13 protein-coding genes and 1 pseudogene are annotated in these 13,287 nt (G+C 46.0%); 4 read left to right on the forward strand and 10 right to left on the reverse strand.

Annotated features, from left to right (window positions below):
- On the forward strand, positions 1-586 hold a 586-nt coding region (locus tag B3N33_RS04010), incomplete at its 5' end, for a hypothetical protein (RefSeq protein ID WP_292592224.1).
- Here the strand turns inward: B3N33_RS04010 and B3N33_RS04015 are convergent.
- The 9 genes from B3N33_RS04015 to B3N33_RS04055 form a co-directional block, all read right to left on the reverse strand.
- The gene (locus B3N33_RS04015) at positions 560-1,144 is read right to left on the reverse strand and encodes a GNAT family N-acetyltransferase (protein ID WP_099829529.1); all 585 of its coding nucleotides are present in this window, start codon (positions 1,142-1,144) and stop codon (positions 560-562) included. The genes B3N33_RS04010 and B3N33_RS04015 overlap by 27 nt on opposite strands.
- Positions 1,125-1,454: a hypothetical protein gene (locus B3N33_RS04020; protein ID WP_099829528.1), complete on the reverse strand. Its 330-nt coding sequence runs from the start codon at positions 1,452-1,454 to the stop codon at positions 1,125-1,127. Before B3N33_RS04020 ends, B3N33_RS04015 begins: the two co-directional genes overlap by 20 nt.
- Before the next feature lies 1 nt (position 1,455).
- Positions 1,456-2,997, reverse strand: a complete 1,542-nt coding sequence (xseA, locus tag B3N33_RS04025) for an exodeoxyribonuclease VII large subunit (RefSeq protein WP_214079753.1) — start codon at positions 2,995-2,997, stop codon at positions 1,456-1,458.
- An 87-nt stretch (positions 2,998-3,084) separates the two neighbouring features.
- Entirely contained in the window at positions 3,085-3,846 is a 762-nt protein-coding gene (locus tag B3N33_RS04030) for an SDR family NAD(P)-dependent oxidoreductase (protein ID WP_214079754.1), read from the reverse strand.
- Positions 3,847-4,266: 420 nt separating this feature from the next.
- On the reverse strand, positions 4,267-4,638 hold the full coding sequence (locus tag B3N33_RS04035; protein WP_099829525.1) for a DUF6672 family protein: 372 nt from the start codon (positions 4,636-4,638) through the stop codon (positions 4,267-4,269).
- Between the two features lie 4 nt (positions 4,639-4,642).
- The gene (locus B3N33_RS04040; RefSeq protein ID WP_099829524.1) at positions 4,643-5,782 is read right to left on the reverse strand and encodes an ABC transporter permease; all 1,140 of its coding nucleotides are present in this window, start codon (positions 5,780-5,782) and stop codon (positions 4,643-4,645) included.
- The gene (locus B3N33_RS04045; RefSeq protein ID WP_292592227.1) at positions 5,779-6,822 is read right to left on the reverse strand and encodes an ABC transporter permease subunit; all 1,044 of its coding nucleotides are present in this window, start codon (positions 6,820-6,822) and stop codon (positions 5,779-5,781) included. The genes B3N33_RS04040 and B3N33_RS04045 overlap by 4 nt, the downstream gene beginning before the upstream one ends.
- On the reverse strand, positions 6,815-8,419 hold the full coding sequence (locus B3N33_RS04050; RefSeq protein WP_214060014.1) for a sugar ABC transporter ATP-binding protein: 1,605 nt from the start codon (positions 8,417-8,419) through the stop codon (positions 6,815-6,817). The genes B3N33_RS04045 and B3N33_RS04050 overlap by 8 nt, the downstream gene beginning before the upstream one ends.
- A gap of 75 nt (positions 8,420-8,494) precedes the next feature.
- On the reverse strand, positions 8,495-9,670 hold the full coding sequence (locus B3N33_RS04055) for a DUF3798 domain-containing protein (RefSeq protein WP_214060015.1): 1,176 nt from the start codon (positions 9,668-9,670) through the stop codon (positions 8,495-8,497).
- A 258-nt stretch (positions 9,671-9,928) separates the two neighbouring features.
- Between B3N33_RS04055 and B3N33_RS12930 the strand changes: the two are divergent.
- From B3N33_RS12930 to B3N33_RS04070, 3 genes and pseudogenes are all read left to right on the forward strand, one after another.
- Positions 9,929-10,836 (forward strand): annotated as a pseudogene (locus tag B3N33_RS12930) (AEC family transporter).
- A 90-nt stretch (positions 10,837-10,926) separates the two neighbouring features.
- The gene (locus tag B3N33_RS04065; RefSeq protein WP_292592231.1) at positions 10,927-12,213 is read left to right on the forward strand and encodes a patatin-like phospholipase family protein; all 1,287 of its coding nucleotides are present in this window, start codon (positions 10,927-10,929) and stop codon (positions 12,211-12,213) included.
- Positions 12,214-12,216: 3 nt separating this feature from the next.
- Positions 12,217-12,804, forward strand: a complete 588-nt coding sequence (locus B3N33_RS04070) for a hypothetical protein (protein WP_214079756.1) — start codon at positions 12,217-12,219, stop codon at positions 12,802-12,804.
- A gap of 176 nt (positions 12,805-12,980) precedes the next feature.
- Here the strand turns inward: B3N33_RS04070 and B3N33_RS04075 are convergent, their stop codons facing one another.
- On the reverse strand, positions 12,981-13,193 hold the full coding sequence (locus B3N33_RS04075; protein WP_292592233.1) for a LemA family protein: 213 nt from the start codon (positions 13,191-13,193) through the stop codon (positions 12,981-12,983).
- Positions 13,194-13,287: the final 94 nt, after the last annotated feature.

The following is a 13,287-nucleotide window of genomic DNA, read 5'->3' on the forward strand; positions in this document are numbered from 1 at the left end:
CGAGGACCCGCTGAACGCTGTGACTCATAAACTGCACAGGTGTAACATTGAAAGTTTTGAAGTATTATATTTCTTAGGTAATGCTGCAAAGGGAGGTTATGAAATGAAAGAAGAGAATGTAAGGAAAGAGTCAAAGCTAAGTCAGGTTTTTCTTGGAATAGTGGTCATAGCTCTTGGCTTGATGATCATTTTTGTCCCTGCAATGATGTCAAACTTCTGGCTATTGTTCATCTGGCTTCCGGGGATCATAATGGAGTACAACGCGATCAAGAATAGAATCGACGGACTTCTGGTTCCCGGTGGCGTGTTGCTTGTTGTGGGGTTGGCCTTGACTCTGGGAGTTGTCTTCCCTGGATTCTACGACAGCGGCGGGTGGGGACTCTTCGTTCTTGCGCCGGCATTTGGGTTATTCCAACTTTACTTGGCAGGCGGAAAGGGCCGCTCTCCTCTGTTGATTCCTGTCGCGATACTTGCAGTTGTCGGAGTTATTGCCCTAATACCTTCTTCATTTTCGCAATGGGCAATGATCGTCGTGGGAGCAGTCTTGATCGTGTTTGGTCTACTTGTTCTCTTCAGAAGAAAGTGACTTGACGTCACGACCCATTTGGTAGAAATCGAAGTATTCGTCGCCTATTCGCATATATCTCTTAAGTGTTCCTTCGATTTCAAATCCCAGTTTAGAATAGAGGCATCTAGCTCTGTCATTGTCTGATCGCACCTTTAGGCCGATCCGAGTTATTCCGCTGCTCTGTGCATGCTCAAATGCGAGCTCTATGAGGGTCTTTCCAATGCCCATTCCCCAGTAAGGCTTGCTTACAGACAGTGCAATCTCTGCCCAGTGGTTGATGCGCTGTTTTGAGCCTCCTTGCATTGTGATCAGTCCAATAAGCTTGTCTTCACATTCGGCCACCGCCATAAAGCTGTTGGCCTGTTCGTTAAACGATGCGATTATCTGTCTTTCAGCCTCTTCACTTAAGGTCAACTCGTTTCTTCCGAAACTCAGATAATCAGACTCTCCGGCAATGAAATTGATGTAGGCGAGTATTCTCCTTGCATCTTCTTTATCTGCGGTTCTAAACAAACAAATGCGGTCATTTTTAAGAACTCGCTCTTTCAAGACTCTTCTAGAAGGGGAGCTTTTCATCCTCGTCATCTCCGTCTGTCGGCAGCTGCATTTCTTCAGAGGACTCTGTCTCAATTGAGGCCAAAAAGCTTGAGTACTGTCTGTCCAATTCTTCCTTTTCCCTTTTAAGGGTTATCAGTCTCAGGCGAGCTGCGGTAAGAAGCTGAATTGCTTTCTGATAAGCCTTGAGTGCAACCTCGACATCTATCTGAGAGTTGCTTCTGAAATACTCGTCGATAGATCTTATGTATCCAAGCAGCTTCTTGAAATCCATAGAGTTTATTTGCTCTTCTTTCAGCTTCAAGACTGATTCTAACGTCTTTTCATCCATGTCACACCTCCGATTTGACTTCATCTATGGTAGTCTTTGCCTCTCCATCTTTGAAAACGCAGTCCAGTGAGTCGCCTGCCGAAACCGCCTTCGCGCTGTTGATTATCAAGCGACCTCTTTTCAACACCACTCCACCGAAAAGCAATGATGCGGCGTAGCCCCCATGGAGTGTAAGCTCATCAAATAGTTTATCCAGATCATCTCCTGAATTCGCTATTAGGTCATCGAACAACCTGGTTACTCCCTTGTCAAGTGTTTCAACGAGTATTCCGGAATTCATGAGATGTTTCTCAAGACTGTTTCCGAACCCTCTGTGATCAAGACGACTCTCGGCAAACGCCAGGTTTCTTTGTATCGAGCTGTCGGCACTATTTACCAGAGCGTCCGTTAATGCGAAAATCTCATTCATGCCTCTCTCAATCGAGAGGACGTATCTAGCCGGATTGAACGATCCAAGATCGTTCATCGCAAGGAGGATTCTGTGAGTAATCGTTCCTGAAAGAACTCTGGATCCATCTTCAAAGAACTGGTCCGTGCGATTGATGGTTTCTCCTATCCTATCGGCTATGAACTGGAGTCTATCGGGTCCTGTCTCGTTCTCGGCCCTTTCGAAGAGCCACTCAATCTCATCTCCCATCAGATCGGAGAATTCACTCAGGGTATCGACGTAATCATTTACCTGTTCGCTTATTCCACGTGCAACTGCAGTAGGAGTATCAAAACGCTTCCAGGCAACGAAGTCAGGTATAGTAACGTCTCTTTCATGGCCAATAGCACTCAGTACTGGGCAATACTTCTTGTTGAATTCCGAAATTGCCATTCCAAGTTCAAGACTATCGAAATACATTAGATCGCTTGCAGAACCCCCTCCTCTTGTAAGAACTATCACGTCATACTTCACAGGACAAGATTCTATTTTCTTTAGAGCAGAAAGAACACCCGGAACTGTTCTATTGCCTTGCATATATGATTCGTAGAGATGCACTACGGGCTTGTACGGGTAGTTGACGGAGAGATTTGAGAAGAAATCCCCCAGTCCAGCTGCAGTAGAAGAAGAGATCACAGCAACTCTCTTTATGGGAGGCAGTTCGCCTAGATCATGCTCTTCAATTCTTAGAGCTTCCTTTGCCTTCAGGGCAAGGTAGATTTCCCTTCTTCGCGCAGTTATATCGGACTCTCCTATTGGAGCTATCGTATCTATCCATATCGAGAAACTTGCCCGGGGTTTGTAGAAGCTAAGCGTTCCTTCGAAGAGCCACTTCTTTCCCTTTATCTCAGACGAGCTCTTCAACGCCAGCTGTTTTCCCATTCTTGCGAAAGCCGCTTTTCCGGAGATCATGCTGAGGTCTATTCTCCTCTTTGTTCCCCGCTCTTCATAGTCTTGAGAGACACTGATGTAGACGTAGTTGCCTCTAACAGTTAAGTTAGTAACGTCGGCTGGAAACTTCACCGCGAGGTTGTTCAAGCCGGCACTGGTCAAAATCTTTCTTACGTGCTCAAGCATCGTGTCTAGATCTTTGAATTCTAGCGTCGCCTCTGCCATAAGCAGTTCCTCCAATGATCATTCTCTTCCATTATAAAAGAAGAGGACGCCGGAAGGCGTCCGCGAATTGGACATCAATCAACAGCTCTACCTTGCCGTGTATCCACCATCAACCATAAGCGATTCTCCATGAACGAAAGATGCTTCGTCACTTGACAAGAAGAGAACTGCGTTCGTCACTTCTCTTGGCTCTCCCAGTCTTCCTATTGGATGCAGTCCGACTAGCATGTCGTACATGTCAGTTCCCTCTTTCATTCCGGATGCTTCAAGTAGAGGAGTCTTTATGAAAGCAGGATTTACGGCGTTTATCCTGATATTCTTGCTTGAGTATTCTAGAGCTGCCGCTTTTGTCATACCGACAACTGCATGCTTAGCGGCGACATAGGCAGAGGCGTTGTTGAAACCAACCTTACCAAGGATCGAGGAATTGTTTACAATTGCTCCCCCGCCTTGCTTAAGCATCTGCTGGATTTCATACTTCATTCCGTAATAGACACCAAGCAAATTGATCGAAATCACTCGTTCCCAGTCCTCTTCGGGGTACTCTGATAGAGGAAGAGAAGGTCCGCCTATCCCTGCATTGTTGAATGCAACGTCAAGCCTTCCGAACTTCTCGACAACAGATTCGACGATTCTCTTCGTCTCCTGAGCGCTCGAAACGTCATGTTTCATGAACAGGGCCTTTCCCCCTACATAATTTATCTCTTGAGCGAGTTCTTTGCCCTTTTCTTCATCAACGTCCGTAATGACAACTTTCGCTCCTTCCTCGCTGAAGGCCCTGGCGCTATCTGCACCAATCCCGGAACTCCCGCCTGTAATAAGCACTACTTTCCCTTCGAATCTTTTCATATTCTCACTCCTTTCACTCCATATTACCGCCGATAGTTTTTCTCGGGTATATTAATTGTATCACAAAACTGCTTATGCATTAAGATGAACGAGAGTGTGGTCGGTTTTTGAAAAGATAATTCAAGAGAGTCTTCGAGGTCTGTAATCTAGCGCGAAGGAGGCGGCTGATCTCTTGTTTCTTCAATCAGTTCTATGAAAATTGGAATAGGAATATGGCGGGAAGAACGAACTCTTCGAGATTTGTTGCTCGGCGGAATCTACTGCCCTGCAATTGAGAGTGAGGGAATGCAAAACGTCTTTTCCTCAGCGATCAGCACTTCGAGTTTGCACAGTGAAAAGGGGCCAAACAAGGTTTATGTTTGGCTCCGTAGAGCAATTATTGGATCAACTAAGTGATGTGAGCATTGTGCTTGCAGTAGATCACTCTATTGCAAGCCATCCATCCTCAAGCTCAAATAACGCTACAAGATTCACTACGGCGGTATCGTTGGGCGCCAAGTTGAATTTGCGTACAACTTCTCTTGTGGTACCGTCAGGGAGTTTCTCGATAGCCGTTATCTTGTGCCATGGACCGGGTGTGTTCGCGACTTTTCTCTTTCCCTTCCCAACTTCGCCGAGGTCCACATCATCAACGATTACATCAATTGGATTAGTAGACTTGTATTCTACGCCGTTGATAACTATGTCTCTATTGTCAACGAAGACACGGTGTTCCTTGCCAATCACGTAGAGAAAGAACCCCAAGGCAACCAGCACTACAACAAGGGCAATCCTAATCACGTTTCTTTTCATAAAATCACCCTCCAGTCCTTTCTTCGATCGCGGCCTTTATGGCTGCCTTTGCCTGTCTACGTTCGGTCTCTTTCTCGACCTGCCTTCTCCAAGCGTAAAGAGCAAGCGAGATTGCAATTATTCCATACGAGACAAACACTCGGAAGAACTCTCCAATTTGAGCCTGGCCGAGAAGTTCTTTGCCGGCTCTTGGAGCGACAATGAAGGTGAGATGGAAGAGTGTGATTCCAATGAAAACATTCGGAATGGTTGCTTTGGCGACTGAAGCACCTCCAATCAGGAGGGCGGCAATGGCAAAGGTTCCAACTTGATCGTGTGAGTTGTAAGTGTTTATTGTGCCTATGTTTTGAAGGAATATTATCTGACCAAAACAAGCCAAAACTGTCGAGATGACTATTGATAGTGTCCTCGTCCGATCGACGTTTATACCCGCAGTTGCGGCCACCTGCATGTCTTGTCCTACAGCCCTCATGTCTTGCCCAAGCTTTGTTCTTGTGAACCAGAAGACAAAGATACATAGTGCAGCAATGATTGCGAAGAGTCCAAGCGGGATTATTACACCGCCGACTTGAATCGACCACATATTATCAAGAGCTTTTCTGATAGTTAGTAGGTCGATCGCGTTTCTAACTCCGTATCCGCGTGGTAGCAACAGCTTATTGCTTGTTATCGGTATCACACTTCCCATACCATAAAGAATGGTTAGTTGATAGATACCGTTTATGAAAAACCCGAGAATCATCGATGTAACCATCTCTCTACCTTTTGCTCGGTTGAGAATGCTTCCGGCAAGAAGACCAAGGAGGATCGCTATCGGCATTCCTACTAGCATGGCCAGGACAACGCCTGGAATTCCAACTACTCCCCAATCTAACATGAATATCAAGCCCATTTGACCAGCCATGGCGCCCAAAACAATGCCAAAGTTCAATCCCATACCGGCCATTACTGGTATAAGCAAAGATATGACCAGGAAGGAGTTTCTTCCAAGTCTTGTTATGATTTCATTTAGGAGGTAATCAGTCGAGAACCCCGACAACGGTACTGCGAATATCAGGAGAATTATGAAAAGTATTGGGACCGCATTGGATATTGCAAATCTTACCAATGGGTTCTTTGCTCGTGTTAGGCTCTGATCCTTCATTTTGTCACCTTCGTTCTTCTCGTCAAAGCATAAACGATCATACCGTTGGAGACGATTATTCTTATTACCTCTGACATGTCACTCTTAATCAAGTTGTTCATAACAGATGGAGTCATCGTCAGAATACCTTGAAAAAGAAATGCTCCTATAATGACATTGCCCATAGATGCTTTTGAGACAGATGCACCTCCCAGCAGCAAAGCGGCTACTGCAGGAAAAGCCATTAGTAGAGGTGCCATATAAAGCTGAATGAACCCGAAGCTCTGCTCATAGACTAGAATTCCTACAGCGGCGATTATTGTCGAGATTACGACTGATAGAATTCTCATCCTATCGACGTTTACACCTGCAGCCTTTGCGTAAATGGGATTCGATCCTGCTGCAGTCATAGCGGTTCCCAGCTTAGTCTTAAAAAAGGCCCAGACAATAAGCGCCATTAGACCAAAGAAAAGAACCGTTCCAGTCGGGAAGAAGAACTTCCCTATTTTAATACTAAGGAAATTATTTAGAACTCCGAGCCAATAACCTTCGACACTTATGGTGGTTCTCAGTCCAGAACCGCCGTACCCCCAGATCATGTTAGGACTCTTGTATGGCAAGAGAAGCCACATCATACTCATGAAGGCTACAGAAGAGAATCCGACATACGTTGCAACGACCATTTCATCGCCCTTTACTCTGTTAAGCAGAAGTCCGTAGAAGAACCCCAGGATTGCGGCGATGGGGATTGCGATTCCTATCGCCGTTAGAAATCCCGCAAGGCCAGTTACTCCAAGTTCGATACTTGTGACCGCTCCAATTAGTCCGGCAATGACGCCCAACTGCATACCAAAGTTCAGTCCACAACCTGACTGGACCATAGGAACAAGTGAAAGCACGAGTACTGAATTCATTGCGAACCTAACGATTGTATCGCTGATCGAAGTGCCAACACTTATGTTAACGAATGGAGCAATTACAAACATAGAAAGCAGGAAGAGAGCGATTATTACTCGAGGCCAGCCGGCCTTCTCTATCAACTTCCTTATACTCTCAAGCATTTGCCTTCACCTCTTCCTGTTCACCTAGCATTAACAGCCCGAAGTCGGCAGGGTCAGCAGTAGGCAGAAGGATTCCCGCGATCTTTCCTTCATCAACTATCGCTATTCTGTCACATATTGAGCGTAGCTCTTCAAGCTCGGAAGACGTCATGATTATGGTTGTTCCATGCTCCTTGTTCTGTCTTCTAAGAGTCTCGAGGACAACGCTCTTTGCACCGACATCGATTCCTCTAGTTGGCTCAGATACGAAAAGAAGGTCGGGTTCAAGAACAAACGCTTTCGCAAGACAGACTTTCTGCTGATTGCCTCCGGAGAGCTCTTTTGCATTTTGCCTTTCACTGACACACTTTATCTGAAGCGATTCCACATATTCTCTGGCAACCCTGGAAATCTCTTTGTCATCGCGCCATTTAATGAGGCCGCCAAGCAAATTCCTGATGAACCTTCCCTGAATCTGAATTGCTGTGAATACGATGTTCAGATCTATTGGCTCATCCAGAAGAAGACCGACTCCTCTTCTGTCTTCAGAAACGAACGCGATTCCTTTGCTTAGAACAGCTACAGGGTTATTGAGCGGAAGCCTTTCGCCTTTGTAATATACTTCTCCTTCCGAAGGGAAGAGACCCATGACTCCATTTGCTATTCCGAGTTTGCCTTGACCGGCAAGTCCTCCAATACCAAGGATCTCACCTTTATGAACCTTAAGGTTGACGCTGTTTACCTGTTCACCTGGCATGTCAACCCAAAGATCTTTGATTTCGAGAACGATTTCCGATTCAGTGCTTCCCTTTGAATGCAATGAAGCAGAATCCTTAATTTCTCGGCCAACCATAAGAGAGGCAATTTCCCTCGGCGTAGTCTTTGAAGATTCCAGTTCTCGGACGACCTGGCCATCTCTAAGTACAATCAAGCGATCAGCTATTTCTAGAACCTCGCTCAGTCTGTGGGTTATGAAGATTATCGATAGTCCCAGATTGGCAAGCTTTCTCGCCGCCCTTAGCATAGTATCAGCTTCCGATTCTGTAAGAACTGCCGTAGGTTCGTCAAGGACAAGCAGTTTAGTTGACTTCCTGTCCATCTCTCTCGCTATCTCAGTAAACTGCCTGTGACCTACCGGCATTTCGCTCACAAGCATATCCGGATCAAGTTGAACCTCCAGCTTCTCTATAGCTGCTACTGCTCTCTTATGCATGTCGTCTCTATCAAGAGTTCGCAATCTCTCGCCGAAGACTTCTACGAAGATATTGTAATTAGTAGATTCTCTGTTCAGTAGTATGTTCTCTGTAGCAGTGAAACCCGGGATCAATATAAATTCCTGGTGCACCATTCCTATTCCGGCTTCAATGGCCTCAAACGGACTGGCGAAATTTACTTCCTTATCATCGAGGAATATCTTTCCCTGAAAACCACCCGTCTCGTGGATGACAGGCAAACCGAAAAGTATATTCATGAGAGTAGACTTCCCAGCTCCATTTTCGCCAACCAGTCCTATGATCTCTCCCTTCCCAACTTTCAAAGTAACATCTTTCAGAACCTGGTTTCCGAAGAACTCCTTACTTATGTTCTCCATCCTCAGCAAATATTGCTTTTCATCCATGACTTCACCCCAATACCGAAGGCTAGAAAGAGTCAAGAAAAGGGGGGGTCGCCCCCCCTCTTGACGTTATTCAGCTTAGAAGTTTAAGAATTTTGCAGGAACCTCAACTTCGGTGATTCCCATGTAGCCTTTGCCAAATATGTAGGTATCCTGATAGATGAGGAGATAGTTTTCCTGTTCGATTCCATCGGCATCGATGTAGTAGCTGCCATTCCAACCCGCACCTGGTGTATATTCTGCGAAAGTGGCCATTACTGCATCAAAATCATCGATTTCACACTTGCCGTCGATAACGTTCTTTGCATGTTCAGCAAGAGCTGCCGTCGTTGTGTAACCGAGCGAGTAGGCCCATGTTCCCATTCTTCCAGCTCCGCCCTTTGCCACAACAGCCTCTTCAACCTTGGCAAGAATTGCTGGCCAGTTGCCAGTTTCTTCTTCGGTGAAGGATATGCCGAGCGCTCCGGGGTAACCCATCAGAGGAGAAGGTAGATCGGCTTCAATGAAGAATCCACCAAGCTCTGCGACTCTCTTCAGAAGAGGTTCTGTATGAGCGTCATTCGTACAGAAGAACGCAGTGTTTACGCCGTATTCGTCAAGCCAGGCAGGGACTTTCTCCAGAATGAACTGCTGTGCGCCGGCGATTCCAACGTCTCCGACGGGATCGGGTGAACCCATGTCGATGAACTCAAGTCCGAGTTCCTCACAAGATGCTCTCATGATGTCTCTTCTCTTCGATAGAAGTTCGTAAGACATGTGCCTCGGGAAGGAGATGTGCATAAACTTCTCTGCGCCGAGCTGCTTGGCTGTGTAGATAATTAGATAGCCACGGGCAAGTGAGTCAGCATTGACTGAGAGGTGGGCCGCATCGGCTAGCATTGGAGGATCTTCGTGAGGAAGACCGGCAAGAAGAAGAATGTCCGGTCTTGTCTCCCTGATTCTTCTGAAGCTCTCAACTGTTCCAGGAATAGCCTGGTTAACAATTATTGCCTTCATAAGAGGATCGTCTGCAAGACCGGTTATCTGGGCGATAACAGTCTCCTGTTCAGACATGAAGTTGTCAGGGTAGGTAAGGTGAACGATCATCCCACCGGAAGCGGCATCTCCGTATTTCTTGATCAGTGCTTCGGCACCTCTAAGATCATCCTCGGACTGAGAAACGGTTCCCGTCACAACACCAATGTGATAATTCGCGGCAAACATGAAAGCCGCACTTACAAGAACTACCAGTAGAACTAACAGTGCTTTGCGCATTCAAAAAACCTCCTTTATAAGGAATTGAGGCTGCCCTATAGGCATCCAATAATCATAAATATCTCGTGACCGAAAAAGAAGCCGGATAGCCCGGATATCAAATAGGAAAGCATAACGTTTAACGAGACTAGTTTATCACAATTCTGGGTCATTTATGTAATCACTTCGTTCTCCGCTATTCCTAATTCAAGCTGTTAAGAGCCACCTGATTTGTTTTCCTTGTTTCATTCTTTGGTATGCGGGTTTATAATCCTCCTAATGACTGAAATCACCTCGAAAGTGCTTACTTTCTTTGCGTTGATAGGAATTGGCTTCATATTGAAGAGAACTAATCTGGTTGACGATCTGTTCACAAGAGGAGTTACTAGATTCGTTCTTTACGTAACTCTTCCTGCTCTGATAGTTGATTCGATGAGTTTTGAATACTCTAACGAGATGTTTTCTTACTCCGTAATATTGTTAATTGCCGCGGCGCTCATTATACGGTTCTATGGTTTCTTGCGGTCTTTTCGGCAAAGGCGCTCAAGATTACCGACGATTCAAGAAGTGTCTTTCTCTATGCTGTTCTCTTCGGAAACGTTGCCTATATGGGTTATCCTGTCGTCGAACTAATAATCGGGAAGGAAGGAGTGTTCTATAGCGCCGTCTTCAATATCTGGTTCAAGGTTCTGACCTGGACTGTCGGAGTGAGGATCATGTCACATGAGGCCTGTCTGTCAAGGAAGAAAGGCCTTCTCAATCCAGGAACGATAGCTGTTTTCGTAGGCCTTGTTCTTTTCTTCACTCCGCTCAGGCTTCCGTCATTCCTCGATGAAGCTCTTGGGCTTCTCGGGGAAAGCACTATCCCTCTGGCCATGGTAGTTGCGGGGATTATTTCGGCCAGTACGAGACTCTCCACGATATTTAAGAGCAGAATTATTCTCTTCTGCAGTCTTCTTAAGCTATGCATTGCGCCTTTGATCGTTTTTTGCCTCCTATCGTTTGTAGAACTGCCTTCTGTTGTCGAAAAGATTCTGATAATCATGAGCGCAATGCCGGCTGCAGCTAACACTTCGATCTTCCCAAGGATATTTGACTCCGACTATGAACTCTCATCCAAACTCATAGCCTCTTCTACGTTATTCTCACTGATTTCAATCCCGTTAATCATCTCTTTTCTCGATTGAAAAAGTCAGATATTAACTCGCTATCTTTCATTTTGGACGTTGATAATGCTATTATCCCTCTATGATAGCCGTCAAAGAGAGGTGTTTGCAGTGAAAAGGTCCGTTTTGATTTTGCTCCTGATTCCTGTCGTTCTGTTTTCCGGAAGTGTGGGACTGGTGCTTTCCGGAGGAGGTGCGAAAGGTGCTTATGAAATAGGCGCGTGGAAGGCTCTTATAGATCTCGGAATCGAAATAGGCGGCGTCTACGGGACCTCGGTAGGTTCCTTGAATGCAGCGGCCGTTGCCCAGGGAGACTTTGAGAAGGCACTTGAAGTTTGGAGAAACATTTCTGAAGATAGCGTTATGAGACCTACAGAGTCTCAAAGAAAGCTTATCGAAGCGTGCGGAGGTAGTGATGACTGGAGTGTCGGAGAACTTTATCAGGGTGCGGTAGATGTAATAAACCGCGGTATTGATGTAACTCCACTTAAGAATCTTCTTAGCTCCGTCATCTCTGAAGAGGCAGTCAGAGGCTCGTCGGTTGATTTTGGACTAGTTACATTTGATTTAACCGATGCCAGGCCAGAAATGCTTTTTATAGAAGATATTCCTCAAGGCCAACTAATCGACTACATAATGGCTAGTGCGAATTTTCCAGGATTCCAGACAGTTGTCATTGATGGCAAGGCCTTTATCGATGGTGGAATATATTCAAATCAACCTGTTGAAATGGCAATCGAGAGAGGCTTCAAGGAAGTCGTACTCGTTGATATAGGGAGAGTTGCGTTAAGGGACAGGATCGGCAAGATCAAGGCATTCTTCACCGGCACTAATCTGATTCATATCAGGCCTAGGGTTATGTACGGAAGCACGCTGGATTTCGATGCGGAGAAGACGAAGCTGCAGATAGAAGAGGGTTACTTAGACACGCTGGCTGCTTTTGGGCTGGTGAAAGGAGAGTACACCTACATATTTGAGAATAGGGATGTGTTCAGGGAAATGTTTGATTCTCTTCCTCCCCAGAAGAGAGCTGAAGCGATCAGGATTGTTAATGATCGTCAAGAGTGGGACGACCATGACAGGTTCTATTCTGAGCTGCTGGTTTCGCTGGAAAACATAATCAAGGGAGACGATCCGATGATTGCTGTAGTTGACCGATTGGCATCTATGATGAAGATTCCTTCACTGAGTCTATATAGCACTGAGGAACTTCTTGAGGCCATTAAGCTCAGTTATTCCGCAAATGGGTTTGAAGGTGATTTGAATTCGCTAGTACCCTACGAAAGAATGCTTGAGTTTGTTCTCTTTCTGTACGACAATGCAGAAGTACCCTCGCCCCCACCGCAATTTGAACGATTCAAATCTTCCTTCATGATTTTGAATGGAGTAGAGGAGTAGAAGATGAGATGGATCATTTTAATGCTGGTTGTAATAGTCGCATTTTCAGGGTGCGTACCGATGGCACTCATGATGGGTCCGGAAATGCTGCCAATAGGGACGTTGAAACAGTCTGTCGGAATGGACCTCCTCGTTGGGTTCGAAGAATCGATTCTTGCTCCCTGGAGCTTTCAGTACCTTGCTCGCATGGGTCTCACAGAGTATCTTGAAGGCTCTCTTAGAGTTTCGATACCGAGCATCTTCATTTCTGCTCCTGCGGCAACACTGGAGGCCGGTGCTAAATTGGGAATTCCTGGCTTCAGGAATGCAGCCATTCTTGTTAGCGGAGGAGCATTCCTTGGCAAAAGGCCTAGCGGTATAAGCGGAGACGACTACTTCATACCTTTCCTAAGAGTTGCTCCAATGGCGGGCGTAAGCATCGGAAACTGGATGGTGGGAGCAAAGCTTCAGATATTCGTTGCTAGCGAAATGGGGATTATCCCCGGAGTCTTCTTGACCAACGGGAAGTTGTTTTTCGAACTTGACATTCCTTTTGTAGACAGCACTTACAATCCAGACGGTGGCCTGTTCGGAATAGCCGTCGCGTTCTAATCACCGCTCATTAGCTCGAACTCCTTGAGTCGAGCAATTCTTGCAACTACGATATCGGGAATTCTCTCGAGCCCGGCGTTGTAGAATTTTGCAATGTTGTTTTAATAAGCTCTGGCAAGCTCAAAACGGTTTTCTGTATCGGCCAATGCCTTTTGAAGTCGTGAGACCGCCCCGCTCTATTTCAGTTCGGGATAATTCTCGATGATAAGCAGAAGAGTATCTGCAGCAGTCTCATTTCGTAAAGCGGCTATTCTTGTCTGTACAGCCTGTTCGTGCTTCATGAGACCGATAAAAGAGGCAGAAAGCCTTGGTATCAGATCGTGCCTTCTCTTCAGCTGAACTTCAACCTGTGAGTAGCCCTGTCTAACTCTCTCACGTAGAGCCTTCAAGCTATTGTAGACGGTCCACATCCAGCTAATTAGCTATACACCCGCTTAAGAACGAGGACCCGGTGATCGCTGGAAGAGCGGTCCTCCGTCAGCC

Origin of the sequence: Mesotoga sp. UBA5825 (assembly GCF_002432955.1) — a bacterium.
Lineage (GTDB): Bacteria > Thermotogota > Thermotogae > Petrotogales > Kosmotogaceae > Mesotoga.

Excerpts from the sequence above, each read along its gene's own strand:
- B3N33_RS04015 (WP_099829529.1), bottom strand. The coding sequence starts at position 1,144 with ATGAAAAGCTCCCCTTCTAGAAGAGTCTTGAAAGAGCGAGTTCTTAAA.
- B3N33_RS04020 (WP_099829528.1), bottom strand. The coding sequence starts at position 1,454 with ATGGATGAAAAGACGTTAGAATCAGTCTTGAAGCTGAAAGAAGAGCAA.
- xseA (WP_214079753.1), bottom strand. The coding sequence starts at position 2,997 with ATGGCAGAGGCGACGCTAGAATTCAAAGATCTAGACACGATGCTTGAG.
- B3N33_RS04030 (WP_214079754.1), bottom strand. The coding sequence starts at position 3,846 with ATGAAAAGATTCGAAGGGAAAGTAGTGCTTATTACAGGCGGGAGTTCC.
- B3N33_RS04035 (WP_099829525.1), bottom strand. The coding sequence starts at position 4,638 with ATGAAAAGAAACGTGATTAGGATTGCCCTTGTTGTAGTGCTGGTTGCC.
- B3N33_RS04040 (WP_099829524.1), bottom strand. The coding sequence starts at position 5,782 with ATGAAGGATCAGAGCCTAACACGAGCAAAGAACCCATTGGTAAGATTT.
- B3N33_RS04045 (WP_292592227.1), bottom strand. The coding sequence starts at position 6,822 with ATGCTTGAGAGTATAAGGAAGTTGATAGAGAAGGCCGGCTGGCCTCGA.
- B3N33_RS04050 (WP_214060014.1), bottom strand. The coding sequence starts at position 8,419 with ATGGATGAAAAGCAATATTTGCTGAGGATGGAGAACATAAGTAAGGAG.
- B3N33_RS04055 (WP_214060015.1), bottom strand. The coding sequence starts at position 9,670 with ATGCGCAAAGCACTGTTAGTTCTACTGGTAGTTCTTGTAAGTGCGGCT.
- B3N33_RS04070 (WP_214079756.1), top strand. The coding sequence starts at position 12,217 with ATGAGATGGATCATTTTAATGCTGGTTGTAATAGTCGCATTTTCAGGG.